The 25,100-nt window shown below is 70.0% G+C and carries 29 protein-coding genes; 11 read left to right on the top strand and 18 right to left on the bottom strand.

Translation table 11 applies throughout. From position 1 onward, the window contains the following. Positions 1-51 precede the first annotated feature (51 nt). A complete protein-coding gene (locus ACIBVQ_RS11350; RefSeq protein ID WP_399177042.1) occupies positions 52-909 on the top strand; it encodes an NAD(P)-dependent oxidoreductase in 858 nt (285 codons plus the stop codon). A 13-nt stretch (positions 910-922) separates the two neighbouring features. Here the strand turns inward: ACIBVQ_RS11350 and ACIBVQ_RS11345 are convergent, their stop codons facing one another. Next, on the bottom strand, positions 923-3,157 hold the full coding sequence (locus ACIBVQ_RS11345) for a transglycosylase domain-containing protein (protein ID WP_362912548.1): 2,235 nt from the start codon (positions 3,155-3,157) through the stop codon (positions 923-925). A gap of 155 nt (positions 3,158-3,312) precedes the next feature. On the opposite strand from ACIBVQ_RS11345, the gene ACIBVQ_RS11340 reads away from it, so the two are divergent. From ACIBVQ_RS11340 to ACIBVQ_RS11330, 3 genes are read left to right on the top strand one after another with little or no spacing between them, the layout of a single operon-like run. Beyond that, positions 3,313-4,830 (top strand): serine hydrolase domain-containing protein, encoded by a 1,518-nt coding sequence (locus ACIBVQ_RS11340; RefSeq protein ID WP_399177040.1) that lies wholly within the window; start codon positions 3,313-3,315, stop codon positions 4,828-4,830. 52 nt (positions 4,831-4,882) lie between these two features. Then, positions 4,883-5,995 carry a sensor histidine kinase gene (locus ACIBVQ_RS11335; protein ID WP_399177038.1) on the top strand — a complete coding sequence of 371 codons (1,113 nt, stop codon included), beginning with the start codon at positions 4,883-4,885 and terminating at the stop codon, positions 5,993-5,995. Then, positions 5,992-6,645, top strand: coding sequence for a response regulator transcription factor (locus ACIBVQ_RS11330; RefSeq protein ID WP_352010882.1), 654 nt, complete (start codon positions 5,992-5,994; stop codon positions 6,643-6,645). Before ACIBVQ_RS11335 ends, ACIBVQ_RS11330 begins: the two co-directional genes overlap by 4 nt. On the opposite strand, the gene ACIBVQ_RS11325 is transcribed toward ACIBVQ_RS11330, so the two are convergent. Beyond that, positions 6,635-7,219, bottom strand: a complete 585-nt coding sequence (locus ACIBVQ_RS11325; RefSeq protein ID WP_399177036.1) for a CGNR zinc finger domain-containing protein — start codon at positions 7,217-7,219, stop codon at positions 6,635-6,637. The genes ACIBVQ_RS11330 and ACIBVQ_RS11325 overlap by 11 nt on opposite strands. A gap of 72 nt (positions 7,220-7,291) precedes the next feature. Here ACIBVQ_RS11325 and ACIBVQ_RS11320 point away from each other — a divergent pair, with 72 nt between their 5' ends. Further along, the gene (locus ACIBVQ_RS11320) at positions 7,292-8,053 is read left to right on the top strand and encodes a class I SAM-dependent methyltransferase (protein WP_362912540.1); all 762 of its coding nucleotides are present in this window, start codon (positions 7,292-7,294) and stop codon (positions 8,051-8,053) included. Between the two features lie 35 nt (positions 8,054-8,088). On the opposite strand, the gene ACIBVQ_RS11315 is transcribed toward ACIBVQ_RS11320, so the two are convergent. After that, positions 8,089-8,229, bottom strand: coding sequence for a hypothetical protein (locus ACIBVQ_RS11315; RefSeq protein ID WP_362912538.1), 141 nt, complete (start codon positions 8,227-8,229; stop codon positions 8,089-8,091). A 171-nt stretch (positions 8,230-8,400) separates the two neighbouring features. Continuing rightward, the gene (locus tag ACIBVQ_RS11310; RefSeq protein ID WP_352010886.1) at positions 8,401-8,976 is read right to left on the bottom strand and encodes an HD domain-containing protein; all 576 of its coding nucleotides are present in this window, start codon (positions 8,974-8,976) and stop codon (positions 8,401-8,403) included. Between the two features lie 117 nt (positions 8,977-9,093). Here ACIBVQ_RS11310 and ACIBVQ_RS11305 point away from each other — a divergent pair, with 117 nt between their 5' ends. Then, positions 9,094-9,474, top strand: a complete 381-nt coding sequence (locus ACIBVQ_RS11305; RefSeq protein WP_386192013.1) for a nuclear transport factor 2 family protein — start codon at positions 9,094-9,096, stop codon at positions 9,472-9,474. A gap of 91 nt (positions 9,475-9,565) precedes the next feature. Here ACIBVQ_RS11305 and ACIBVQ_RS11300 read toward each other — a convergent pair whose 3' ends face one another. The 3 genes from ACIBVQ_RS11300 to ACIBVQ_RS11290 all read right to left on the bottom strand — a co-directional run bounded on the left by ACIBVQ_RS11300 (position 9,566) and on the right by ACIBVQ_RS11290 (position 12,212). Next, a complete protein-coding gene (locus ACIBVQ_RS11300) occupies positions 9,566-10,129 on the bottom strand; it encodes a hypothetical protein (RefSeq protein WP_352010888.1) in 564 nt (187 codons plus the stop codon). A 215-nt stretch (positions 10,130-10,344) separates the two neighbouring features. Continuing rightward, positions 10,345-10,920: a hypothetical protein gene (locus ACIBVQ_RS11295; RefSeq protein ID WP_362780815.1), complete on the bottom strand. Its 576-nt coding sequence runs from the start codon at positions 10,918-10,920 to the stop codon at positions 10,345-10,347. A gap of 173 nt (positions 10,921-11,093) precedes the next feature. Next, entirely contained in the window at positions 11,094-12,212 is a 1,119-nt protein-coding gene (locus tag ACIBVQ_RS11290) for an NAD(P)/FAD-dependent oxidoreductase (protein WP_399177032.1), read from the bottom strand. Positions 12,213-12,593: 381 nt separating this feature from the next. Here ACIBVQ_RS11290 and ACIBVQ_RS11285 point away from each other — a divergent pair, with 381 nt between their 5' ends. Beyond that, on the top strand, positions 12,594-13,673 hold the full coding sequence (locus tag ACIBVQ_RS11285) for a cellulose binding domain-containing protein (RefSeq protein ID WP_399177030.1): 1,080 nt from the start codon (positions 12,594-12,596) through the stop codon (positions 13,671-13,673). Between the two features lie 291 nt (positions 13,674-13,964). Here the strand turns inward: ACIBVQ_RS11285 and ACIBVQ_RS11280 are convergent, their stop codons facing one another. Continuing rightward, positions 13,965-14,576: a histidine phosphatase family protein gene (locus ACIBVQ_RS11280; RefSeq protein WP_399177028.1), complete on the bottom strand. Its 612-nt coding sequence runs from the start codon at positions 14,574-14,576 to the stop codon at positions 13,965-13,967. Then, positions 14,573-15,805, bottom strand: coding sequence for a PEP/pyruvate-binding domain-containing protein (locus ACIBVQ_RS11275; RefSeq protein ID WP_399177026.1), 1,233 nt, complete (start codon positions 15,803-15,805; stop codon positions 14,573-14,575). Before ACIBVQ_RS11275 ends, ACIBVQ_RS11280 begins: the two co-directional genes overlap by 4 nt. Positions 15,806-15,864: 59 nt before the next feature. Between ACIBVQ_RS11275 and ACIBVQ_RS11270 the strand changes: the two genes are divergently transcribed. Both ACIBVQ_RS11270 and ACIBVQ_RS11265 read left to right on the top strand, forming a co-directional pair. Then, on the top strand, positions 15,865-16,260 hold the full coding sequence (locus tag ACIBVQ_RS11270; protein ID WP_399177024.1) for a DNA-binding protein: 396 nt from the start codon (positions 15,865-15,867) through the stop codon (positions 16,258-16,260). Beyond that, the gene (locus ACIBVQ_RS11265; RefSeq protein WP_399177022.1) at positions 16,257-16,892 is read left to right on the top strand and encodes a transcriptional regulator; all 636 of its coding nucleotides are present in this window, start codon (positions 16,257-16,259) and stop codon (positions 16,890-16,892) included. Before ACIBVQ_RS11270 ends, ACIBVQ_RS11265 begins: the two co-directional genes overlap by 4 nt. A 150-nt stretch (positions 16,893-17,042) precedes the next feature. Here ACIBVQ_RS11265 and ACIBVQ_RS11260 read toward each other — a convergent pair whose 3' ends face one another. The 3 genes from ACIBVQ_RS11260 to ACIBVQ_RS11250 form a co-directional block, all read right to left on the bottom strand. Beyond that, a complete protein-coding gene (locus tag ACIBVQ_RS11260) occupies positions 17,043-17,573 on the bottom strand; it encodes a Fic family protein (protein WP_399177019.1) in 531 nt (176 codons plus the stop codon). Next, a complete protein-coding gene (locus ACIBVQ_RS11255; RefSeq protein WP_399177017.1) occupies positions 17,570-17,962 on the bottom strand; it encodes a hypothetical protein in 393 nt (130 codons plus the stop codon). Before ACIBVQ_RS11255 ends, ACIBVQ_RS11260 begins: the two co-directional genes overlap by 4 nt. Positions 17,963-18,295: 333 nt before the next feature. Then, positions 18,296-18,787, bottom strand: coding sequence for a MarR family winged helix-turn-helix transcriptional regulator (locus ACIBVQ_RS11250; protein ID WP_399177015.1), 492 nt, complete (start codon positions 18,785-18,787; stop codon positions 18,296-18,298). Between the two features lie 66 nt (positions 18,788-18,853). Between ACIBVQ_RS11250 and ACIBVQ_RS11245 the strand changes: the two genes are divergently transcribed. Then, the gene (locus ACIBVQ_RS11245) at positions 18,854-19,711 is read left to right on the top strand and encodes an alpha/beta fold hydrolase (protein ID WP_399177013.1); all 858 of its coding nucleotides are present in this window, start codon (positions 18,854-18,856) and stop codon (positions 19,709-19,711) included. A gap of 93 nt (positions 19,712-19,804) precedes the next feature. On the opposite strand, the gene ACIBVQ_RS11240 is transcribed toward ACIBVQ_RS11245, so the two are convergent. The 5 genes from ACIBVQ_RS11240 to msrA form a co-directional block, all read right to left on the bottom strand. After that, positions 19,805-20,203 carry a DUF3592 domain-containing protein gene (locus tag ACIBVQ_RS11240; RefSeq protein ID WP_399177011.1) on the bottom strand — a complete coding sequence of 133 codons (399 nt, stop codon included), beginning with the start codon at positions 20,201-20,203 and terminating at the stop codon, positions 19,805-19,807. Positions 20,204-20,816: 613 nt separating this feature from the next. Beyond that, complete coding sequence (locus ACIBVQ_RS11235) at positions 20,817-21,173, bottom strand: hypothetical protein (RefSeq protein ID WP_386195084.1); 357 nt, start codon at positions 21,171-21,173, stop codon at positions 20,817-20,819. Positions 21,174-21,401: 228 nt separating this feature from the next. After that, positions 21,402-21,776, bottom strand: coding sequence for a type II toxin-antitoxin system death-on-curing family toxin (locus tag ACIBVQ_RS11230; protein WP_399177009.1), 375 nt, complete (start codon positions 21,774-21,776; stop codon positions 21,402-21,404). Then, entirely contained in the window at positions 21,773-21,976 is a 204-nt protein-coding gene (locus ACIBVQ_RS11225) for an Arc family DNA-binding protein (RefSeq protein ID WP_399177007.1), read from the bottom strand. The genes ACIBVQ_RS11230 and ACIBVQ_RS11225 overlap by 4 nt, the downstream gene beginning before the upstream one ends. Positions 21,977-22,237: 261 nt before the next feature. After that, positions 22,238-22,900 (bottom strand): peptide-methionine (S)-S-oxide reductase MsrA, encoded by a 663-nt coding sequence (msrA, locus tag ACIBVQ_RS11220; RefSeq protein WP_362778074.1) that lies wholly within the window; start codon positions 22,898-22,900, stop codon positions 22,238-22,240. A gap of 138 nt (positions 22,901-23,038) precedes the next feature. Between msrA and rarD the strand changes: the two genes are divergently transcribed. Then, positions 23,039-23,971 carry an EamA family transporter RarD gene (gene rarD, locus ACIBVQ_RS11215; RefSeq protein ID WP_362912506.1) on the top strand — a complete coding sequence of 311 codons (933 nt, stop codon included), beginning with the start codon at positions 23,039-23,041 and terminating at the stop codon, positions 23,969-23,971. 125 nt (positions 23,972-24,096) lie between these two features. On the opposite strand, the gene ACIBVQ_RS11210 is transcribed toward rarD, so the two are convergent. Then, a complete protein-coding gene (locus ACIBVQ_RS11210; RefSeq protein ID WP_352010908.1) occupies positions 24,097-25,092 on the bottom strand; it encodes a polyprenyl synthetase family protein in 996 nt (331 codons plus the stop codon). Positions 25,093-25,100 lie beyond the last annotated feature (8 nt).

The raw sequence follows: 25,100 nt of genomic DNA, 5'->3' as shown, positions 1-25,100 counted from the left end.
ATCCCCGTCGACTCGGAACGGATGAAGATGACACACGACCACCGTGTCCCGGTGACGGTTCTCGGCCTGGGGCCGATGGGCCAGGCGCTGGCGGGCGCCTTCCTCGACAACGGCCACCCGACGACCGTGTGGAACCGTACGGCGGGCAAGGACGAGACCCTGGTCGCCAGGGGCGCGGCCAGGGCGGGCACCCCGGCCGAGGCCGTCGAGGCGAGCCCGCTGACGGTCGTCTGCGTGATCGACTACGACGTCGTGCACGCGATCGTCGAACCCGCCGGGTCCGCCCTCAAGGGCAGGGCCCTGGTCAACCTCACCGCCGACACGCCGGAACGCTCCCGCCGGGCCGCCGCCTGGGCCGAGGAGAACGGCGTGCGCTATCTCGACGGCGCCATCATGACCCCGACGACGTCCATCGGAGGTCCCGAGGCCGTCATCCTGTACAGCGGGGACCAGGAGACCTACCAGGAGCACCGCGCGACGCTGGGGGCGCTGGGCGCGGGCGGCGTCTATCTGGGCGCCGACCCCGGGCGGGCCGCGTCCTACGACGTCGCCCTGCTCGACCTGTTCTGGACGTCGGTGAGCGGCCTGGTCCACGCCTTCGCGCTGGCCAGGGCCGAGGGCGTGTCAGCCAGGGAGCTGGCCCCGTTCGCCAAGGGGATCGGCGCCCTGCTGCCCGTCGCCATCGACGAGTTCGCCCGCCACGTCGACGAGGGCGAGCATCCCGGCTCCGCCTCGGCTCTGCTGTCGGCCCTGGCGGGGATGGACCACATCGCCCACGCCTCCCAGGCGAGGGGGCTGGACACCGGGGTGATCGACGCGGCCAGGGCGGTCGCGCGGCGGGCCGTCGAGGCCGGTCACGGGGGTGACTCCTTCTCCCGTCTGACCGAGACCATCGCCCGGCCCGCCTGAGCGGGCCCGCCTGTCAGCCGAAGGGACCCCGGCCGTTGCCCCCCGTGTCGTTCTCACGGCCGTGGTTCCCCCAGCCGCCCCGGTCGCCGTTGTCGCTCCGCCAGTCGTCGTTGTTGTCGTCGCCCGGACCCCGGTCGTTCTCGTCCGGCGGGGGCGCGGGCTGGCAGCTCTGGCCGCATCCGCCGAACCGCGAGGTGTTGATCGGGGTGAACTTGGTCGGCGGGACGTCCTTCAGGGCCGCCAGCATGGTGTCCTTCCAGATCGGCCCGGAGATGCTGGCACCGACGACCGAGCCGTAGTAGGTGCCGCCGATGGTGACGCCCACCAGCTTGTGGGTCTGCGAGCCGCGCGGGTCGCCGATGCTGACGGCGCCCGCCAGGTCGGGGGTGAACCCGGCGAACCAGGCGGAGGCGTAGCCGTCGGTGGTACCGGTCTTGCCCGCCGCGTCCCGGCCGATGCCGCCGACCCCCCGCATGGTGCCCTTGGTGAGCACGCCGGAGAGGATGTCGGCCGTCGCGTCGGCGACCTCGGGGTCGAGTGCCTGACGGCACTTGGGCTTGTAGGTGGTGACCTTGCCGTCGCGGTCGGTGATCTGGGAGATCGCCATCGGCGCGCAGTACTTCCCACGGGCGCCGATCGCGGCGTAGGCGTTGGCCACGGTCACCGGGTCCATCTCGTTGGTGCCGAGGGTGAAGGTCTCGTACTCCTGGAGCTTGGCCCCGTCGGAGCGGTGGATGCCCAGCGACTTGGCGGTCTTGACCACCTCGCAGAGCCCGACGTGCTGTTCGAGCGTCATGAAGAAGGTGTTGACCGAGCCCCACGTGCCCGTCTGCAGGGTCCGCCAGCCGGGAGAGCCCTCGTCGTTGGTGACGGTGTGGCTCGGGTCTCCGGCGGTGCCGCCCGCGCAGTTCTTGAACGTCGAGTAACCGGCCGCGGTGTAGCCCGCGCCGACGTTGAAGCCGTCGCTGATCTTCATGCCCTTGCTCAGCGCGGTGATCAGGGTGAAGGTCTTGAAGGTCGATCCGGCCTGGAAGCCGGTGAGGCCGCCGTGCGCGGCGTCGGCGACGGGGTTGTAGGCCAGCTCGTGCTTGTCGGTGTCCCCGCCGTACGGCTTGCTGGCGGCCATGGCCTTGATGGCCCCGGTGCCCGGCTGGACCAGCGCCTCGGCGGCGAGGGGGTTGTCCGAGGCGTGGACCCGCTTCTTGATGGCCTTCTCCGCGGCGGCCTGCATGTCGGAGTCGATCGTGGTCTTGATCGTCAGGCCGCCCCGGTTGAGGAACTTCAGCCGGTCGGCGGCCTTCTTCCCGAAGTCCGGATTTTTCAGGATCTCGTTGCGGACGTAGATGCAGAAGTACGGGTACTTGCTGGACTCGCATCCGCCGGGGAGGCCCGTGCCCCTGTAGCCGAGCTTGGTGGCCTTCGCCTTCGCGGCGTCGTCCTTGGAGATCTTGCCGAGCTCGGCCATCCGGTCGAGCACGACGTTGCGCCGCTTCAGCAGCTTCTCCTGCTGCTTCCTGCCCAGGTTGGGGTCGGTGGCGTTGGGGTCCTGCACGGCCCCGGCCAGCGTCGCGGCCTGCGGCAGGGTGAGCTGGTCGGCCCTGATGCCGAAGAACCGCTTGGCCGCCGCCTCGACCCCGTAGGCGCTCGCACCGAAGTAGGCGATGTTCAGATACTTCGCCAGGATCTCGTCCTTGGTGTACTTCTTCTCGACCGCCATGGCGTAGCGCAGCTCCTTGAGCTTGCGCGCGTAACTGGCCTCAAGCGCCTTGTTCTTGGCCGCCTCGGTGTCGGCGGCGTTGAGCAGCACCTGCTTGACGTACTGCTGGGTGATGCTGGAACCGCCCTGGGCGACCCCGCCCGCCTGCAGGTTCTTGGCGAGCGCCCGGATCGTGCCCTCGATGTCGATCGGGCCGTGCTCGTAGAAGCGGTAGTCCTCGATCGAGATGATGGCCGTCTTCATGATCGGGGCGATCTCGTCGAACCCCACGACCTCGCGGTACTGCTCGTAGAAGCGGGCGATCGGCTTGCCCTTGGAGTCTTCGACGACCGTGACCTCGGCCGGAGGCGGCTCCACGAGTTCCTCGGGTGCGAGGTTCATCTCGTTACTCGCTGAGATCAGTCCGAAGCCCGCGCCGCCCACCGCCGGTAGCGCGAGTCCCGCGACCAGCGCGCCCGCCGCCACCCCGGCACCGGCCAGCAGGGCGATCTTCGACAGGGCGCTCGTCTGCTTCTCCACCGGTTCCTGCATGCCCCACAGCCTATGGCGCCCCACGAACCTCCCAGGCCACCAAGAGAAAACCCGCACCTGACGAAAGTCAGGGGTCACCCCTTACTTCGGGCTCCTGACCTGGTGATTCACGGTGTTTAGCGTGACGTTCGTCAACGAGACGATCGGAGCGCGTTGTGTGGCGGAACAGAGGTTCGAGGCGGAGAACGGCGACCACGGCGGTCGCCCTCCTGATGGCCCTGACGACCACGGCGGTCACCGTACCGCCGGCCGCGGCGGTCGCCGCACGGGAGACGCGAGCCGTACGGGAGCCGACTCCCGCGGCGATCGAACGGGTGGTCGCCGAGTACGCCGCCAGGACCGGCTACCCGGGCATAGCCACCGCGATCACCCTGGGTGACCGGGTGCTGTACACCGGCGGGTACGGCCACGACTCCTCGGGCGCGGCGGTGACCGCGACGACGCCGATGCCGGTCGCGTCGGTCAGCAAGTCCTTCACCGCGCTCGCCGTGATGCGGCTGGCCGAGGCGGGCAAGGTGGTCCTGGACGCCCCGGTGCGCGGCTATCTGCCCGGCTTCCGCATCGCCGACCCCCGTGGCGAGCGGATCACCGTACGCCAGTTGCTGGAGCAGACCTCCGGGCTCAGCGACGGCACCTTCCCGGAGAAGAGCCTGCCGCAGCCCGGCTCCCCCGCCGACGCCGTGACGCGGGCCAGGACGGCGACGCTGGCCGCGGAGCCGGGCACCCGGCACCTCTACACGAACACGAACTACCACCTCGCCGCCCGGCTGGTCGAGGTCGTCACGGGTGAGCCGTTCGCCGAGTACATGCGGCGGCAGGTGTTCGGGCCCGCCGGGATGCGTTCGACGACCACGATCTCCCAGACGCCGCGTGACCTGCCGCCCGGGGTGCGCGAGGGACACCTCTACGCCTACGGGATGTCGGTCCCCGCCCCGGAGCCGAAGCGGTTCGTCGGCGGCTCGGACGGCGTGATCACCACCGCCGAGGACATGGCCGTCTGGCTGATCACGCAGAACAAGGGGGGCGTGGCCCCGAACGGTACCCGGCTGCTGTCCGCCGAGGGCGTGCGGACCACGCACACCCCCTCCGACCGGCGCTGGACGTACGGCCTCGGCTGGGACACCGACGCGAGGGGCCGGGTGAGCCACAGCGGCATCTGGTTCACCTACACCGCCCACCAGCTGCTGCTTCCCGGCGGGTACGGCATCGCGGTCATCGGCAACGGCGGCATCGGCCTCGGCAACGAGGGCATCGGCGCGCTGGCGGAGGAGCTGGCCACCCTCGTGACCGGCGCAAGCCCGGAGGCCGGTTCCTCGTTGCGGCTGATCATCGACCTGGTGCTGGCCTGCCTCACCCTGCTGAGCCTGGCCCTGGGGGTGCGCAACCTGCGGCGCACCGGACGCTGGGCGGGGCGGTTCGTCTCCCGGCCGTCGTGGCGGCTCCTGCCGAGGCTGCTGCCCCGGCTGTTCCCCCTCGTCCTGCTGGTCCTCCTGCCCCGCCTGCTCGGCATGCTCGCCGGGGGTGGACGGGACCTCACCCACCTGCAGCTGTTCTACTACTCGGTCGCGCTGGTCACCTGGACGGCGGTCGCGGCCCTGTCGAACCTCGCCGTGCTGACCACCCGCGTCGTCGCCCTCGTACGGCTCCGCCGTACCTTTCGTCCCGGCAGGTGACCTCCTGACCGGTGATGACCTGGATGGCGATGGCCTGGATAGTGTCGGTGTCATGACGAGCTGGATACGCCGGGCGGCGGCGCGTTCGCCCGTCCCGCCGTGGGCGTCGGTCCTGCTCGTGGGGTTGCTGGCCGTCGTCGCCATGTCCCATGACGAGCTGGCCGGGTGGGCATTGGTCGCCGCCCTGCTCGCCCCCGTCGCGGGGGTGGCGTTGCTGGGGCCGTACCCGGTGGTCGCGCTCGGGGTGTGCGCGGTGACGAGTGTCACCGTGGCGCTGAGCATGACCGACAACGTGCCGGTGTGGAGCAGCGCGCTCTGCGTGGCCGTCTTCGTGATCAGTCTGCTGGCCGGGCGCGGGGCGCCGAAGGTGGCTCCCGCTCTGGGCGCGTGCGCGGCCGGGGTGGTGCTCGACGTCGTGTTCGGCCTGGTCAGAGGCGAGGTGTGGGGGGTGGGGGCGCTGCTGCTCGGCCTGACGGTCGCGCTGCCGTGGCTGCTCGGCCGTTCCGCGCACCAGCAGGCCGAACTGGTCGTGGTCACCGCGGAGCGGGCCATGCTCCAGGAACGTACCCGTATCGCCCACGACATGCACGACACGCTCGGACACGAGCTGAGCCTGCTCGCGCTGCGGGCCGGGGCCCTTGAGATGGCCTCCGACCTGGACGAACGCCACCGCAGGGCCGCCGCCGAGCTGCGGGAGGGCGCCGGGCTCGCGACCGAGCGCCTGGCCGAGGTCCTCGCCCTGCTGCGCGACGGCGGTCCCGCGCCGCTGAGCCCGGCCCCGGCCCGCGACGCCGAGGACGTACGGGCCCTCGTCGATCGGGCCTCGGGCGCGGGCCTGCCGGTCTCGCTCGAACGGCACGGCGTAGGGCACCTGCCGCCCGTGGTCGGCCGGGTCGCCCACCGCGTCGTCCAGGAGGCGCTGACCAACGCCGCGAAACACGCCGCCGGGGAGGCCGTGCGGGTACGGCTGGCCACCTCGGACGGCGCGACCGTGGTCACCGTCGTCAACCCCCTCCCCCGGCGTGTACGGCGGGGCGCGGGAGGAGGGGCGGGCCTGGCGGCGCTGCGGGAGTATGTCTCGCAGCACGGCGGGACCTTCCGCGCGGGACCGCGCGGCGGGGAGTTCGAGGTCGTGGCCACGCTGCCACACGTGGGGGAGTCATGATCAGGGTGCTGCTGGCCGACGACGACGAGATGGTCAGGGCCGGGGTCGGCGCCATCCTCGCCACCGATCCGGCCATCGAGGTGGTTGCCGAGGCCGGGGACGGGCGGGAGGCCGTCGAAATGGCCCTCGCGCACCGGCCGGACGTCGCCCTGCTCGACATCCGCATGCCCCGGCTCGACGGCCTCTCCGCCGCCGTCGAGATCATCCGTGCGGCCCCCTCGGTCTCCGTCGCCGTGCTCACGACCTTCGGTGAGGACGCCTACCTGACCAGGGCGCTCGACGACGGTGTGCGTGGTTTCCTGCTCAAGTCGGGCAACCCCCGGGAGCTGATCGCCGGGGTGCACGCGGTCGCCGGGGGCGGCGCCTACCTGTCGCCGAGGATGGCCGCGCGGGTGATCGGGGAGCTCCGCTCGCCCCGGCTGGGCCGTGCCACGGCGGCCCGTGCCAGGGTCGAGACGCTCACGGAGCGGGAGCGCGACGTGCTCGCCCTGCTCGGCGCCGGGCTGTCCAACGCCCAGATCGCCAGGCGGCTCGGGCTCGTCGAGGGCACGGTCAAGGGGCACGTCAGCGCCATCCTCACCCGTCTCGACCTGCGGAACCGGGTCCAGGCCGCCGTTCTGGCCCACGAGGCGGGCCTGGTCACGGAGTGAGTCTCCCCCTGGCCTCCCTGGCGCGGAAGGCCGCGGTCTTGACGCGGTTCTGGCAGGCGGTGCCGCAGAAGCGGCGGGTGCCGTTGCGGGAGACGTCCACGTAGACGCGGTCGCAGTGCGGGGCCGTACAGACGCCGAGGCGGTCGCGGAACTCGCCGCCCAGCACGATCGCCAGGCCGGTGGCGCAACTGGCCCCCCAGTCGGCGGACACGGTCCCGCCGGGGCCGTGGAAGTGCAGGTGCCAGGGTTCGCCGTCGTGCCGCTGGAGTGAGGGCCGGGCCCGCGTCTGGGTGAGCAGGTCGTTGACCCTCAGGGCGGCGGTGTCGACGTCCTCGGCCGCGACGGCCTCGAAGACCTCGCGCAGTCTGACCGCGATCCCGGTCAGTTCGGCGGCCTCGTCCTCGGTGAGCCTCTCGTGGTCGGGGTATCCGGCGTCCCGCAGCACCTCGGTGGCCGCGGCGGCGAGGTCGTGGGGCGGCGCGAAGGGACGGCCTCGGGCCTCTCCCGGCGTCAACGCGTTGACCAGTGCGACCGCGATCCGGACGACCCCATCGGTGTGACTGTTGAAATCCACTTGACCGGTTACCTTCTCGCGTTCTAGCTTGTAACTGCCTAAAGCATAGAAGACGGTCACAAGGAGGCCTGTGTGCTCACCTACGATGTCGCACACGAGTGGATCACGCGTTGGGACCGCCAGCAGGAGGGCTACCTGCCCGACCGCGAGGAGCGTTTCACCGCGTTGGTCGACGCCGTCGAGGCGGCGGGCCGTCCCGACCCTCTCGTCCTCGACCTCGGCTGCGGGCCCGGCTCACTGGCCGCCCGAATCCTGGAACGCCTCCCCGAGGCCAGGGTGGTCGCGGTCGACGCCGACCCGCTGCTGCTCGGTCTCGGCCGGGCCGCCTACCCCGATCCGCGCCTCAGGTTCGTCTCCCTCGACCTGCGCGTCCCCGGCTGGAGCGACCTGCTCGGCCTGGACGGGCCCGCCGACGCCGTGGTGAGCACCACGGCGCTGCACTGGATCTCCCCGCAGGACATCGCGAAGGTGTACGCCGAGGTGGCGACCGTACTGCGCCCCGGCGGGCTGCTGCTCAACGGCGACCACCTGGAGACCGACGACACCACCCCGGTCCTGGCCCGGCTCGAACGCGTCGTGCACGACCGGGAGGCCGAGCGCAGGTTCGCCGGGAACCGTCCCGAGGACTGGCGTCAGTGGTGGGACGCGGTCGCCGCCGACCCCGACTTCGCCGAGCTCAACACCGAGCGGGCCACCGCGGGCGCCGACCACCACGGCTCCGAGTCCCCGCTGCTGTCCACGCACGTCGACGCGCTGCTGGACGCGGGCTTCGTCGAGGTCGGCTGCCTGTGGCAGCGCGGCCACAACCGTCTCCTGTGCGCCGTACGCGCCTGACCCGCGCCCTCGCGCGCCTCGGGACGGCGGGGGGTTCAGCGCTCCGGCTGTCCCTCGTCGGCCCGGTGGATCCTCGTCCAGGTTGCGCCGCACCCGCAGCGGTAGCCCTCGACCAGGTCGCCGGTCTCGGTGACGGCCAGGCCGTCGCTGACACGGACGTGAACGTGAGTGCTCATGGGGCTTTCCTAAGCTTTCCGAGCTTCCCCGTGGCTCTCCCCTGCCTTCCTCCGGCGGTTCCCCGAACGGGGCCGCCGAGCAGGCGGAAGGGGGCTGAGCTGGGCGAACATCCTCACGATACCTTCCCTTGACGGTTCCCTGACCTCCGGGCCCGCCCGCTCGGGAAGCGCTCAGTCGCCGTTGAGGACCTGGGTCACCCACTCCAGCGACCCCGTGTCGAGCACCTCGTCCGCCAGCCGTTTGGCCGAGGCCGTCCGCAGCGCGGCCAGCGAGCTGTCGATCCACGGCTGGACGTTCTGGTGCCCCTGCTCGCGGTACTCGACGGCCTGGACGAGGCATTCGAGCTTGTCGGCGTCACGGGCGCAGACGGCTTCGAGACTGGTCTTCTCCTCGTACTCGGCGACCGCGCCGCGCACCATCCCCGCCACGACCTCGGGCACCCCGCTCACCTGGTCGGCGGTGACCTCCTCGTTCGAGGCCGCCTTCAGGTAACGCTTGCCGAGGTAGGGGATGTCGGTGATCCGGGTCTCCTGGGTGTCGTGGAACAGGCTCATGAACGCGGCCCGCTCGGGATTCCCGCCCTCAAGCGCCGCGATCACGCTCGCGATGACCGCCGCCCTGAAGGAGTGGTCGGCGATGCTCTCCGGATCCCGCACCCCCGCGACCAGCCACCCCGTGCGCCGGTACCGCTTGAGCAACCCCATCTCGTACAGCAGCCCCGCCAGACCCGTCAGTTCCTCCGCCATGGCCCCCACCCCCTTCCCAGGATCGTAGAACGCCCCTCCCCCACGACCTAGGACATCTTGACCGTCGTACGCTCGCTGTAGCGTGTCGGGAACGTACCGTCGAAAGGACCCGGGGCCATGGGCGACGATCTCCACGATCTCCACGTGCAGGCGATCGACGTCTTCGTCGAGGCCACCGCCACCTCCGACCCCGAGCGTCGCGCCACCCTCCTGAGCCGTGCGGTGAGCGCCGACGTCGTCTTCTGGGGACCGCTCGGCCGGGGTGTCGGCCGTGAGGCCGTCAACGACTTCATCACCGAGGTCGTCCACGGCCACCCCGCCGGGCCTGGGCGCCTCGTCAGGACGACCCGGGTGGACGCCCCGGGAGAGTGGGCGAGGTTCGGCTGGCGTTACGAGACGGCCGACGGCGAGACCGTGCTGTCCGGCACGGACGTCGTCCATGTGACCACCGCCGGAGACATCGACGAGATCATCGTCTTCGCGGGCCCCCTGACCTGACAGCCTTCGCCGTACGGCGGGCACCTCGGAAAACGGCTGATCGCCGCCGTGGGGGGTGTCGGCGGCGATCAGGGTCACAGGGGGCCTCGGATCACTCCGTGAAGGTCACCGTGGCGTACAGGTAACGGGTCTTGCCGTTCTCGTCACCGCTGTGCGAACGGCCGACGATGACCTGGTTGTAGCCGGCCTGCGCGTTGTGGTTGCTCTCCTTGTACTCACCGCTCCAGGTCAGGTTGGTCAGCCGCACCTGACGGCCCTGCCAGTACAGGGCGCCGGTGCGGTAGCGCGTCATGCCGTTCTCGTCACCGGTGTGCCACCTGCCGACGAGCGCCTGGTCCGTGGGGGCGATGTAGCTGGACTTGCTCTCCCGCTGGCTGGCGGTCCAGTCTCCCGAGTGCACCTCGACCTGCTCGCCGTTGATGAAGATCCAGCTGCAGTAGTACGTGGTCCTGGTGTTCTCGTCGCCGATGTGCGAACGACCGGTGAGCACCTGGTTCGCCGGGCAGTCGAAGGCGTCCGCCCGTTCCAGCACGGTCTCCTGGTAGATGCGCTCGACCTTGATCGTCGCGGCCGAGGCGGGAGAGGCCATGGTCAGCGCCGCCGCGGCGGCGGCCGCCACCACGGGTACGGCCCTGCCGTACGTCCTCGTCTTCATCTTCTCGGTTCCCTTCTGCGTGCGTTTGCGGCCGAAAGGCGGGACACGGATCACGGTGCGGCACGGTCGCACGACCCCGGCACGGACCCGCGTGAACCCGCGCGGAACCGCGCGGCCTCGTACGAACCCGCACGGCCTGTGCGATGACGGCCACAGGACCCGTCTCCCGCCGGGATGGCCCGATCACCTCGGCGACCGGGCCGACGATGGGCGGATCAGCCCTCGAAGGTCACAAGGGCGTGCTGGTAGCGGGTCTTGCCGTTCTCGTCACCGCTGTGCGAACGGCCCACGAGGACCCGGTTGTAGTCCGCCTGGAAGGTGTGCCTGCTCTCCTTGAGGTCGCCGCTCCAGACGGCGCCGGTGAGCCGTACCGGACGGCCCTGCCAGGACAGCGTGGCGGTGCGGTAGCGCGTGGTGCCGTTCTCGTCACCGGTGTGCGAACGGCCGACGAGCGCCTGGTCCGCCGGGGCGCTGTAGCTGGACCTGCTCTCCTTCTGGCCGGGGGTCCAGTCCCCGAGGGACACCCGGACCTGCTCGCCGTTGATGAGGATCCAGCTGCAGTAGTACGTGGTCCAGGCGTTCTCGTCACCGGTGTGCGAACGGCCGGTGAGCACCTGGTTCGTCGGGCAGGTGAACTGCGTGCCCCACTCCGGCACGTTCTCGGAGTAGGCCCGCTCGACCCTGATCGTCACCGCCGCGGTGGACGCGGCCGAGGCGGGAGAGGCGACGGTCAGTGCCGCCACCGCGGCGGTCGCCGCCACAAGGGGCACGACCCTGCCATACGTCCTCATCTTCATCTCCATCGGTTCCCTTCTGCGTGCGATCACATTCAGAGAGGCGGCGCGGTGAAGATCAATTTTTGGTCGTACCCCGGGTGAAGATCGTCCCCCTGGGAGGTGATCCACCGGTCCCGCTCGCGGCCTACCGAGGATCCCCCTGACTGTTGACGACGCCCCCGCGCCCGTCAGCGTCCGGGCATCCGCGTCGGCATCCACGGGTGACGCAACGCCATGACGGTGCCCTTCACGATGGTCTCCTTGTAGGCGACGGCCGTCCGCCCGGTGAGCACCATCTCGACCGGGCTGTCGTCCCCGCGCACGAACTGGATCAGACCGTCGCGGCGGCCGAGGCTGACGCACTGGTTGGCGTACCTGAAGCGCACCGGATCGGGCGTCCGCCCCGCCAGACGCGCGGTGATCGCCCGTACGGCCTGCTGGGCCACCGGGAGCGCCGTCGCGCAGGCCATCCGCAGCTCCACGCCGTCGGCCGTGCGCACGGCCGCCGCGTCGCCGATGCCGTACACCTCCCGGTGCGAGACCGAGCGGAGTGTCGGGTCCACCAGCATGCGCCCGTCGTCGTCGACGGAGAACCCGGCCTGGCGCGCCAGCTCGGGAACCCGGAAGCCGGTCGTCCAGATCGTGACGTCGGCACCGAGCCGCTCTCCGCCCTCCAGCGTGACGTGGTCGTCGTGCACCCCGGCCACCCTGGCGTGCTCGCGCACCTCGACGGCGAGACGGCCGAAGGCCGCGTTGAGGTGCCGTTGGGCCCGCCGCGACAGCGCGCCGCCCAACGCCCCCTCGGTGACCAGCCGTACCTTCACCTCCGGCAGGCACTCCGCCAGTTCGGCCGCCGTCTCGATGCCGGTGAGCCCGCCCCCGACGACGACCGCGGTGCCGCCGTCCCGCAGCCGAGTCCTGAGCCGCTCGGCCTGGTCGAGGGTGGCGACGGTGTGGGCGTGCTCGGCCGCTCCGGGCACCGGGCTCAGGTCGGCCTGGCTCCCCAGCGCGTAGACGAGTGTGTCGTAGCCGATCTCCGGAGCGTGCGCCGGTCGTACCGTCCGGGTGTCGGCGTCGATCCCGGTCACCGTGTCGACGACCAGCTCGACCCCGGTGCCCGCGAGCAGGTCGGCCAGCGGCAGGTCACGAAGACGCTGACCGGTGACGAGCTGGTGCAGCCGTACCCGCTCCACGAAGTGGTCCCGCCGGTTGACCAGGGTGACCCTGGTCCCCTTCTGCCGCGCCGCCAGCTTGGCTGCGACCAGCCCCGCGTACCCCGCTCCGAGAACCACGATGTGATGGGTCATCTGTCTCTCCCTTTCTCGCCCGCTGAGAACCGGTCAGGAGCCGGGAACGTGACGTGAACTGCGTCACACCGCCCGAGCTGGGCGTGACCTGGGGCGATGACGGCCTGGGCGGCCGCCCCGCGCTCTCTCCGCCACGGAGGTCGAGCGCCTGCGGGCACGGCCGGTGACGGCGGCCCGTGTCGGACGCGCCAAGCGCCGACCGACGTCGTACGGCGGGACCTGGGCTTTCGCCAGCCTGCAAAATCGTGACTTTACGGAATGTCAAAAACACTCCACAATCACCGCGGGGGGACAAACGCCAAAAGACGATTCGACAGGGACATCATGCAAATCGGCAGACGATCCTCCGGGACGGTCCTCCTCAGCCTCGGGTTTCTCACGGTGGCGTTACTGACGGCCATGCTGGCGATCAGCATGGCCGCCGCCCCGTGGGGGGGCATCGCCCACGCGTCCACTCCCAGCCCCAGCCCCACGAGCACGCAGACCAATCCCGGCTCCCCGACGCGTCCTGTCGGCCTGTGGCACTGCCCGGTGCCACTCGCCCCCGTCACCCAGACCGGCTACGCCTCCATCTGCTGGAGCGCCTCGTCGGACGAAAGCGGGGGCGTCATCTACGACGTGTACCGCCTGGACGTCGACGGCTTCGTCCTCGCCGCCACCACGACCTACCCGAGCAGCGTCGTCTCCGGCGAGTTGAACCGCCGGTACACGCTGTACGTCGTGGCCAGGGACGCGGAGGGGAACGTCAGCCCGCCGTCCGAACTGATCACGGTGCCGGCGCTGACCGGGATGACCCCGTCGCCCTCGCCGTCCCCGAAGCCCGGCGACCGCGTGCCGCCGAGCCGGCCGACCGGCCTGCAGGACGCCTGCCTGCAGGACTACCGGGGCGCCACGTTCTGCTGGCAGCCCTCGACCGACAACGTCGGGGTCAAGGAGTACGACGTCTACCGTGAGAACCCGTCGGCCTACGACAGGGTCGGCACGATCTCGTCCTCCGGCATCCTGAACTTCGCCGAGTCCGACGTGGTCGTCGGGCGGCGCTACAACTACTTCGTGGTCGCCCAGGACGAGGCCGGCAACCTCAGCGAGCCGTCCTCCATGCTGTCCGTCCTGGCCAGGGAGGGCTTCCCCACCCCGACCCCGACGTGCACGGTCTCCTACCGCGCGGCGACGTGGAGCTCGACGCTGAACGCGGAGATCAACGTGCGTAACATCGGCACGACCCCGATCGACGGCTGGACGCTGTCGGTCGACTACCCGGCGTCGTCCGCGCAGCTCACCTCGGGCTGGTCCGCGGACTGGACCCAGAACGGCTCGCGGATCAGCGGCACGAACAAGCAGTGGAACAAGATCGTCAACCCGGGTTCGACGACCCAGATCGGGTTCACCGCCTCCTACAGCGGCGCCCAGCCCGCCCCCCTGAGGTTCGCCCTCAACGGCAGGCTCTGCTCCGTCGAGTAACGACCACCTGACGAGAACGGGCCCACGGGATCGGCGCAATCGCCCGTGGGCCCGTTCCTCTTCTCCGGGACCGGGGAAACCCGGCCGACGCCGCGGACGAACGCGTCACGACTTTTCGTCGGCGGCAGAGAAAACGCCGAAGGCGTGACCGCGCGGAGAAACCCTCGCCGAAAAAAGCCCAGGCTCAATTGAACGCGGAACGAACCAGGTGAACCCGGGCCGGAATTCGGCGCTTTCCGCCCACACAGAAACCCCTGCCGATTGGCCTTGAACAGTCCGGGCCTGGTGATCTCACGGCCTGACGCCTTCGGGGAATCCGGTCCAGCGCAGGCCGGGCGGGAGGTGGCTCATGTCGTTGAACATCACGATCGTCGGTGGCAGGCCGTCGCGGTACTCGATGGCCGTCAGCGCGGTGTTGGCGCTGTTCAGCCCGAGCCACCGCGACGGCGGCGCGTCCAGCGCGTGCCGTACCAGCCACGCGATCGGATAGGCGTGCGTCACCAGGACCTCGTGGGTGGATCTCGGAGCCCTCGCGGCCGAGCCGGTGACCTTCGCGAACCGGGCGACCAGGGCCTCGGCGAGGCTCTGGCCGGAGGCCGCCTCGGCATCGTCGTAGCCGTCGAAGAAGCCGGCCCAGGACGGAGGCGTCTCGGCCGCGGTGGGAACGTAGGGCACATGGTCGACGAGTTCTGCGGCCTCGATCACCGGCACGCCCGGTAGACGACGGGCGAGTTCACGCGCGCTCGCCACGGCACGCGGTAGCGGAGAGTGCCACACGACGTCGACCGGTACACCCGCGAGCCGTTCGCCCAGCAGACCCACCTGCCGACGCCCGGTGTCGGTGAGTTCCCCGAACGCGTCGGCCGCGCCGTGACGCACGAGGTAGAGGTGTCTGGTCGTCATGCGTGGTCAGGGGCGGGGGCCCCGTCTCCTCTCGGACGGAGGTGGTCGGCCGTGACGGTTCCGGCGGTGCCGTCGACGGTGATGACAGCGCCGTCGCGGAGCCTGTTCGTCGCGTCAGGAACGCCGAGGACGGCGGGGATGCCGTGTTCTCTGGCGACGATCGCGGCGTGGGAGAGCACGCCTCCCGTCTCGGTGACGACTCCCGCGGCGACGCGCAGCAGCGGCGTCCAGGCAGGGTCGGTGAAGGGGCAGACGAGGATGTCCCCCGGGCTCACCCGCGCGAAGTCGCCGAAACCACGGACGATCCTCGCGGTGCCGGTCACGGTCCCGTGGCTGCCCGGCGTCCCGGTGAGGCCGGTGGCCGTGACGTCCGAGGCACCGGAGAAGGGTGGCGGGAGCGCGGCGGTGACCGGCCGCGCCTGCAGAATCCAGACGCGGCCGTCGGCGATCGCCCACTCGACGTCCTGCGGGCCGCCGAGCACGGCGGCGATCCGTTCGCCCAGCTCGGCCAGCCGCGTGGCGGTCGCGTCGTCGATCACCGGCCGGTCCCGGGCGGCGACGGGCACGTCGTGGACGACGAGCCGCGTGCCCCTCCGGTCAAGACGCCGCCGTTTGTCCGCGACGGTACGGACGACCGGCCCGTCCCTGGAGACACGGTAGGCGTCAGGGGTGACCCTGCCCTCGACGACGCTGGGGCCGAGACCCCAGGACGCCTCGATCCGGGTCACGTCGTCCGGACCCGCGGGAGTGAACATGACCCCGGACACCTCGGCGTCCAGGTGGCGTTGGACGATGACGGCCATCAGAAGGTCGTCGCAGCCGGAGCCGGCCCGGTAGGCGACGGCACGCGGGGAGAACAGCGAGGCCCAGCAGGCTCCTACGGCTTCGGCGACCTCGTCGGGTCCGTGCACGGCGAGGAAGCTCTCGTGCTGACCGGCGGCCGACGCCTGACCGGTGTCCTCCTTCGCCGCCGATGACCGTACGGCCACGGACGGCTCGCCGAGTTCGTCCAGCGCGCGCCCCAGCGCGTCGATCACGGCGGCGGGGACCGGGCGGGCCCCGATCGCCTGCCGCGCCGCGTCGGCGTCGTCCGGTCCGGCCGCGAGGTAGGCGGCGAACGGGACGACGAAGCCGTCGGGAACCGGCAGACCCGCCCTGAGCAACGCGCCGAGCGCGCCGGCCTTGCCCCCGCAGGTGTCGGCGACGGCCTCCCCCAGGGAAACGATCATCCGCTTCGCCCTTCAACAGAACATTGACAACAATTTGTTGATTGTGCATGCTGGGACGCATGTCACGCAAGGACGACATCGCCTCCGGCGCGCACGCCGACCACGCCCAGGCCGGGCGTGAGCGGGACGCGCGTGAGCGGCTTCTTGACCTGGGCGCGGACGAGCTCGACGCCCGTCCGTGGCGTCCCCCGCCCGCCCCGCCGTCGGCGGTCGACCTCGTGCAGTTCGCCGTCTGGCGCAACGCCGACCTGGACCCGGAGGGCATCCTGGACGCGCTCGCCCTCCTGCCCGCCGCACGAGCCGAGGTCGAAGGGCTCGAATCCGCCCTGCTGTTCATCGCCAGAAGCGCGGGCCTGACCTGGGCGCAGATGGCGCACGTGATGGGGTTCAACTCCCCGCAGGCATGCCAGCAGCACTACACCCGCCTGACCGCACGACAGGACACCGGCTCATGACGCACGACTCCTCGCCCGACCTCCTGATCCTGCACGCCGTACGCGTCACCGGGTTCGCGGACACCCCGGTGATCGCCCGCCGGTACGGGCTCGACACGGCCACGGCGGAAGAGGTGCTACGCGAGGCCGAGAGCCGTGGCTGGGTCGAGCACACCTCCTTCGCCGACACCAGAGGCTGGTCGTTGACCGAAGCCGGCCGGGCCGAGAACGAGCGCCGGCTCGCGGCCGAACTCAGCCTCGCGGGCGCCGCCGACGAGGTCCGAGACGTTCACCGCAGGTTCCTCCCGCTGAACGCTCTCCTGCTACAGGCCTGCACCGACTGGCAACTCCGGCCCGCCGCCAACGATCGGCTCGCCGTCAACGACCACTCCGACCCCACCTGGGACGCCGGAGTCCTCCACGAACTCGCCTGCGTCGGCCGGGCGCTCACCCCGCTCGTGGACCGGCTCGGTCACGTCCTCACGCGGTTCCGCGGATACGACACACGTTTCGCCGCGGCCCTGGCACGCGCGCAGGCGGGGGACGGCGCCTGGGTCGACCGCACCGACGTGGACTCCTGCCACCGTGTCTGGTTCGAACTCCACGAGGACCTCATCGCCACCCTCGGCCTCACCCGCCACGCCCAGCCCTGACCCGCCGTACGGTGCCCACCTGGATCACCCACGGATCGGCGATCCCGCAGCGGCGAGACGACCGGCTTCGCGAATCATCATCCAGGCCGAGACGCCGAACCTCTTCAGTGGTCCTGCCACCTGGGCGACTTCTCATCCGCAGCGGACGCATCACGACCTGCGGTGCCTTGACTTGAGATAGTCGTTCACCCCCTTCTTGCTGCTGCGCCACATCCCGTCGTCGCCCTTGACCGCACGGAGGCGCCCCCGTGCGGCAGCCACCCGGAGGGCGTTCTCGGTGACGTCGCGTGTCGCGAGGGCGGACAGGGGGACGAGCTTGACCGGACCGGCCACCGCCGGCATGACAAAGCGATACAGATTCGTCGTCACGCTGCGTGCGACGAGTTCGCCCAACGGGCCGAACTCGTCATTGTCGGCTCGGCGCATCGCCTGCGGATACTTGTCACGGTCGCGCTTGTAGATGATCGCTGGTGGATAGCCGATCCTGCCGAGTATCAAGTTGAGCACCAAACGGCCCGTCCGCCCGTTGCCGTCAAGGAACGGATGTATCTGCTCGAACCGATTGTGAACATGTGCCAAGCGTTCGGGGAGGGGCTCCTCGGACTCACCGCGGAGGCCATCGACGATCTCCACCCAGTCCCGCAGCCGTGAGGCGACCTCCGACCATGACGGCGGCCTCATACCCCCGGGGAACTTGGCGATCTCATGTCGCCGGAAGTTCCTCGGACCTTCGGCAGGGGTGGCGTGCGGGTGAGGGTCCACAGCCCACACGAGCGACATGGCGGTGTGATGTATCGCCGAATCTCCTGGAGCGTGATGAGATCTCCGTTCTGCCAGTCTCCCGGCTCCAGTGTCTGCCCGTACACCCACTTCGCGGCGTCCCCGTACCCCCTCACCTCCATGTAGTCCCTGAGAGGCTTCGCGCCCACCGCCCGGCCCTCCTCAAGGAGCTTCTCCACCTCCTGCAACACGAGCGTGTTGCCCTCGATCGCAGTGCTGTTGTGAGCCTCCTGGTGCCAGATGTCAGACCAGATGTCCTCCGCCTCAGCAGGCGAAGGCAGCCCGCCCAAACGGTCACGAAGCTCTCGAACGGCCTCGTCGAGACGCTGACACACAGTCGCCCTGGACGGCCTGCCCGGTCCTGACACCGGCTCTCCCATGATTTTGTTCGGCTGAGTCGATGTAACCCGAACAAAACCAACCCGCCTTGTTCGCTCCGGCCGAAAAAATCGAACCGAACGACTTACCGACGGGGCGGCACCGCGACCGAGCCTCCGCCGACGCCTCCGCCCCCGAGCACAGACCCCTACGCCCGGCGAATGAACCGCTCCCTCCGAAGACCATGAACGACAGCAGCGGGCAGCGGCCGACCTTGGTAAGGCATCGCCGATGACACGCGGAACCTAGTCCTGGGTGGTTCGTCCCAGGGCGACGGCCTCGTGCACAACGCCGAGGAAGCGCTCGATGGTCGCCTGCTCCGCGGCGTCGAACCGGCCCATGACGGCGACGATCTCGTGGATGAGCGGGCCGAAGAAGCCCCATCCGAGCGCGACGGCGCTCTCGTCCACTTTCAGCAGCACCCGCCGACGGTCCCGGGTGTCGCGTTCCCGGCGTACGTGACCGAGTCTTTCCAGCCGGTCGACCACCGCCGTGGTACCCGCGGAGTTGAGGCCGAGACTCGCCCCCAGCGTTCCCGGGGTGGCGGGCGTGCCCGTACGGGCGGCGTCCAGCAGGCAGATGAGCGCGCGCACATCGGTCGGATGAAGATCGTGTCCGGCGGCGAACCTCTCTCCCATGCGGTCGAGTTCCACGGTGATGGCGCGCAGCAGATGGACCACCCGCATCCCGGCGTCCTGTTCGTACACGTCCCCGCCGCCCTCCCGGTTCCTCGTCACCGCCCCAGTATGGCATTATCTCGCCCAACGAGATTATTGCCGAGCGAGCTACTTATCGGGGTGGGCATGTCCGACGACGGGAACACGGCCTTCCTCTCCGCCTACGACACGGTCCTCGGGCGCTGGCCGGTCCGGGTCGAGTCGATCGACCTGCCGTCGGTGTACGGCACGACACGGGTGAACGCGTGCGGCCCCGTGGACGGCCCACCGCTGGTCCTGTTGCACGGCGGTGGCACCACGGCGGCGATGTGGTTCGCCAACGTCGCCGCGTTCGCGCACCGCCACCGGGTGTACGCCGTGGACCGCATCGGCGAGCCGGGACGGAGCATCCGAGGCCAACGTCCCCCTCGCGACGTCCGCGACCTGCTCGGCTGGCTGGACGGGGTACTCGACGGGCTCGGGGTCGAGAACGCCGCGGTGTGCGGACACTCCTACGGCGCGTGGATCGCCCTGACGTACGGTCTTCACGCGCCCCGGCGGGTCCGGCGGCTCGTCCTGCTCGATCCGACACAGTGTTTCGGAGGGTTCCGGGCGGGATACCTGGCACGCGCGCTGCCGTCCCTCGCGCGGCCGACGGCCTCGCGCGCGCGGGCGTTCCTGGCATGGGAGACCGGTGACGCGCACGCCGACCCCGCCTGGCTGCGGCTCTACGGACTGGCCGCGGAGTTCCCGGACACGAGGATCGTGACCGGGAGGCGGCCCAAGCCCGGATCGCTGCGCGCGCTCACGACTCCGACCCTGATCCTCCTCGCCGGCGGCGGCAGGGCGCACTTCCCGCACCGCGTCGCGTCCGCCGCCGCACGCCTTCTCCCCCACGCGGAGATCGCGGTGCTGCCGGGCCTGTCCCACCACGCGATGCCGTGGCACGAGGCCGCCGACCTCAACACCCGCGTCGTCGACTTCCTCCACGGGACAGCGATGTGAGACCCCGAACGGCCCGAGACCGTACCTCCGCACCGTGGGCTTCGGACGAGCCCCAGCCCGACGTCGGCGCCCCCGATGCCGCAGTGGTCGTCCTCACAACCAGGCCCTGACCGCGAAGACCAGGGAGGCCACCAGGACGACCGCCCCGACGATCAGGAACAGCGCGCCGTGAAGCACGCCACCGCCGCCCGCCCCGTCCACACGGACACGCTGGGGTCGCTCGGGGTCGTAGACCACCATGACCTGCTGGCCCGGACGAACCGGCGACGGGTTGAAGCCCAGATCCGACTCGGTCTCCACCACGGAACCCTGCACCGTCTGGAACCGCAGGGTGGGGTAGTACACGCCCTTGTGATGGCCGCCGGACCGGCGCAGTCTCACGACGACGCCCGGCACCCGCGCCCCGTGCCGCCGCAGCCACCGTCCAACGGTGATGGTGCGGACGCTGGTCCCGATGAACACCGCTCCGAACACGATCCCAACCAATGGCATGATGCCTGTGTCCACTGCCTCCCCATCTCGTTCAAGGGCCGCCGTTCGCGATCCTGTCCGAGGGCCCGCGCCGCCGAAGCCCGACCCGGTCGATCACCCGCCGGTGATCGCGTCAGCAGAAGGAGCGACGGGGTCGCGGCAGCTTGCCGGACGCCTCGTGGCCCTTGCGATTCCCCGGCATGAACCTGCCCCGGCGCATGACGCTCCTGCGTGACGGCCCGGTGTGATGTACGGCAGCAGGATTCCGGACCGCGATTGCAAGCGACTTGGATCTTGCTGCAGGACGCACGACCGTTCGCGGCAGCGGAACGGCTCGTCCCCGGGCGAGCCGTACGGCGAGAGACGCGGAGCCACTCCTCGGCCGACACCGGCCACTCGGATCCGATTCCATCGCAAGGCGAGCCGTCACCATGTGTTTTCGGGCCTGAGCCAGCAGTTCCTCCGCCTATGCTCGGCTCGCCGCCACTCTTTCGATCTCACCGCGGCCGAGCATGCCCTCAAGTGCGGCACGCCCCTGCTCCCACCTCACCGGCTCTCCCTCTTTTCGATCTTGAGCCGGACAACTGTCGCGGTCCGGACAAAGGATCACCTGATCGGCTCCCCGCCTCCGGCTTCAGGTGTCGGTGTCTTTCGGGTGACGGGGTGAGGCATAGACGATCCAGACAGTGCGAGTGGCGTCATCGATGGCATAGCGGACGCGCCCGCCGCTGGTGACCTCGAATTCCCATTGCTCCAGGTCCTGGCCATTATGACGATGAGTCGCGAGGTCACCGCGTAGGCGATGTTGACGCTCGTGATCCGCTCGTGAGCGGGGATCGGCGCGCGGTGCCTCGAAACATCGGCGTGTGTTCCCCAGGGCGTGGCGGCGCAGTTCCTCCCACCCCTTGACCGCATCACTGGCACCGAACCGGATGCCCCATTCGTCATCCGGAGGCGGGACCGTGACCCGGTCACCGCGTTTCGGGCTCACGCCGAAACCTCTACCGGCCCGTAGTCACCGCCTGTGGCCTTGCGAGCCTGGGCGTAATGGGCGGGATCAGCCTTGATCCGAGCGGTCGCCCTCCAGCCCCGCGATGACCTCCTGTGTGGTGAGGTCGACATCCAGTTCCGCGGCGTCGGAGAGCGCCTCCACCAGTTCGAGAGTGAAGGCGCGCAGCTCGTCGGAGGTGAGGTGGCGAACCCAATCGTGCGTCGGTCTTCACTCACGAAGTTTGCGAAGTCGCTGCGCCAGATCGGGGATGTCCTCCAGCCCGCCCGTCGCCACGGCGATGACGAGCCTTTCGGCTTCGTCCACGTCCTGATACTCCAGGATCTCCCCGTTGTCCTCCAGAAAGGCGACGGACGCCACCCAGGCGAGCCGCTTGTTACCGTCCACCAGAGGGTGCCCGATCAGAATGCTCTGCATCAGAGCCGCAGCCTTCTCCCACAGGTCCGGATAGGCGTCTTCGCCGAAGACGGTGGTCTGCGGGCGCAGCACGGCTGTGTGCAGTTGGCCGCCGTCGCGGAGAAGGACCTCGGGCAGCACCACCTCGGCCAAGGCGAGAAGGTCCGAGGTCGTCGGATAGAGCGTCATCGAGCGAGCCGCTCCAGCAACTCCCGGTCTCGTTCAGCGATCTTCCGGCCCATCGTCTGATAGCGCTCCCGCCTCCGTCGGGCGATGTATTCCTCGATGGCCACCACCATCGCCGAGTTGACGCTCTGCGCGTCATCCCCGGCGATCTGCTTGATCTGCTCGTACGTCTCATCCGGCAGCCGAAGCCGTGTCTCAGCCATACGACCGACGGTACCATTTTTTGGTACCACTTCTCGGTGACACAAGGACCCTTAAGTCCTGTTCCCGAGAAGTGAACACCGCTACTGGTCGGCAAGGCCAACATCATGAGCCGCACCGCTGTCCGCCCTCACCGAGTTGTCGGCGACGACCCAGGTTCGAACAGCCGATACAACGGACGACCTCAGATCAACCATGACCAGACAGCAGACGACCCGTGTCCAGAAAGTTGAGCGCGAGCCATACGGCGGAGCGCCGTGGAGCTACTCCTCGGTCGGCACCAGGCCCACCGGGCAGGCCACGCCCGTGCCGCCGATGCCGCAGTAGCCGTTGGGGACCTTGTACAGGTACTGCTGGTGGTAGTCCTCGGCGTGGTAGTAGTCGCCCGCGGGGGCTATCTCCGTGGTGATCCTGCCGTAGCCCGCCTCGTCGAGCACCTTCTGGTAGGCGTCGCGGGAGGCCAGGGCGGACTTCTCCTGCTCGGGCGAGTGGTAGTAGATCGCCGAGCGGTACTGGGTGCCGACGTCGTTGCCCTGGCGCATGCCCTGGGTCGGGTCGTGGTTCTCCCAGAAGACGCGCAGCAGTTCCTCGTAGGAGACGCGGGACGGGTCGAAGATCACGCGGACGACCTCGGTGTGGCCGGTCTGGCCGGTGCACACCTCCTCGTAGGTCGGGTTGGGCGTGTAACCGCCCTCGTAGCCGACCGAGGTGGAGACCACGCCCGGGGTCTGCCAGAACTTGCGCTCGGCGCCCCAGAAACAGCCCAGGCCGAAGTCGGCGATCTCGGTTCCCTCGGGGTACGGCGGAGCCAGCGGGGCGTCGAGGACCGCGTGGCGCGCGGGCACCGCGATCGGGGTGGTACGGCCCGGCAGCGCGTTCTCCGGGACGACCATGGAAGTCTTGTCCTTGCCGAACAGCCAGCCCATGCTGCGAACCTCCTTCTGACACGTTCTCATCAGCTAGGAACCATCCTGGCCGCCCCCGTGTTCCCTTAAGCGCGCCTTAATCGTCGGACAAGTATCACTAATTTGTGTTAAATCGCGTAAGCAGTAAAAATGGGGGACATGCCTGAATCACGACGTGGGGTCCTCTACGGCATCGCCGCCTACGGCATGTGGGGGCTGTTTCCCCTGTACTGGCCGCTCCTGAAGCCCTCAGGAGCCCTGGAGATCCTCGCCCACCGCATGGTGTGGTCCCTCGCGGCCGTCGTCGTGATCCTGGCCGTGCGGCGCCACTGGTCGTGGTTCCGCGAACTGCTGCGCACCCCGAAGAAGCTCGCCCTTCTCGCCCTCGCCGCCGCGATCATCACGGTCAACTGGGGTGTCTACATCTACGCGGTCAACGCCGGACATGTGGTCGAGAGCGCGCTCGGTTACTTCATCAACCCGCTGGTGAGCGTGTTGTTCGGCGTCGTGCTGCTCAAGGAGCGTCTGCGGCCGTGGCAGTGGGGAGCCGTCGGGCTCGGCGCCGTAGCGGTCCTGCTGCTCGCCATCGACTACGGCAGGCCGCCGTGGATTGCGCTGACGCTGGCGGCCAGCTTCGGCACCTACGGCCTGGTCAAGAAGATCGCGCAGGTGGGGGCCGCCGAGAGCATGGCCGTCGAGACCCTGGTGCTGCTGCTTCCCGCGCTCGGCTACCTGGCCTTCCTGCAGGGGCAGGGGCAGAACACCTTCGGGACCGAGGGCCTGGGGCACGCCCTGCTGCTCGTCGGGGCGGGCGTCATCACCGCCATCCCGCTGCTGCTCTTCACTGCGTCGGCCCTGCGGGTGCCGCTCACCACGGTCGGGCTGCTGCAGTACATCGCCCCGGTTCTGCAGTTCCTCGTCGGCATCCTCGTGGTGCACGAGGTCATGCCGGCCAGCCGCTGGGTCGGGTTCGCGATCGTCTGGCTGGCCCTGTCGGTCTTCACCTGGGACGGTCTCCGTACGGCCCGGCGCTCCCGCCGCGCCGTACGCGAGAGCGTCACGGCTCAGCCCGCGGGGATGACGAGCCGCTGAGGAGCACTGAGGAGCCGGGCCGGCTGACACGGCCCACCCACGAAAGACGAAAAATCCAGGAAAATCGGGTTGGCCGAAAAGCCCGCTGGAAAGCCCGCAGCGGGGCCGTACGCCCCGATGGGCTATCAGCCCGAGCGCTCGATGACGTAGTCGCACAGGGCGAGATAGGCGGCTCTGGCGGGTATGTCCGGAAGGCCGGAGAGATCCTTGCGTGCCCGATCGATCCAGGAGACCAGTTCCGCGCGGGCCCGCTCCATGGCCGGGTGCGCGCGCAGCAGGCGCAGGGCCTCCTCGACGTCCTCCTCGGCCACCGGCCCGGCCAGCAGCTCACGCAGGCGGGCGTCCTCCGGCGACTCCGAGGCCAGGACGTACAGCATCGGCAGGGTGTGAACACCCTCACGCAGGTCGGTTCCCGGCGTCTTGCCCGACTCGGCGGACTCGGAGGCCACGTCCAGCAGGTCGTCACCGAGCTGCCAGCCGATTCCGATCGCCTCACAGGCCCTGGTCAGCCGGTCGACGACCTCCGGAGCGGCGCCGCTCAACAGGCCGCCGAACCGGCCGGAGGTGGCGATCAGGGACCCGGTCTTGTCGGCCAGCACCTCGATGTAGTGGGCGATGGGGTCTTCGCCCTCACGGGGGCCGATGGTCTCGCGGATCTGCCCGCGCACCAGCCGGGAGAACGTCTGCGCCTGGATGCGGATGACCTCGGGGCCGAGATCGGCGAGGATCTCCGAGGCCTGGGCGAACAGATAGTCGCCGGTCAGGATGGCCACGGTGTTGTCCCAGCGGGCGTTGGCCGACGGTGACCCCCTGCGCACCGGGGCCTCGTCCATCACGTCGTCGTGGTACAGCGTGGCCAGATGGGTCAGCTCGATGACCACGGCTCCGGGAACCACCCCCGAAGCCCCGGATGAGCCGAACTGGGCCGCCAGCAGCACGAGCATCGCCCGGAACCGCTTGCCGCCCGCCTCGATGAGATGCCGGGACGCCTCCGTGACGAAGGAGTCCCGGCTCTCGACCGAGGACCGCAGCAGCTTCTCGACCTCCGCCAGTCCGTCGGCGAGGTCCTGCGCCAACCGCTCGTCGACGAACGGGAGATCAACAACGGGTGGCGCAGCCATGAAGCACT

The organism is Streptosporangium sp. NPDC049376 (genome assembly GCF_044466505.1).
In the GTDB taxonomy this organism is placed as follows: Bacteria; Actinomycetota; Actinomycetes; order Streptosporangiales; family Streptosporangiaceae; genus Streptosporangium.
This window is presented reverse-complemented; position numbering and strand designations above follow the sequence as displayed.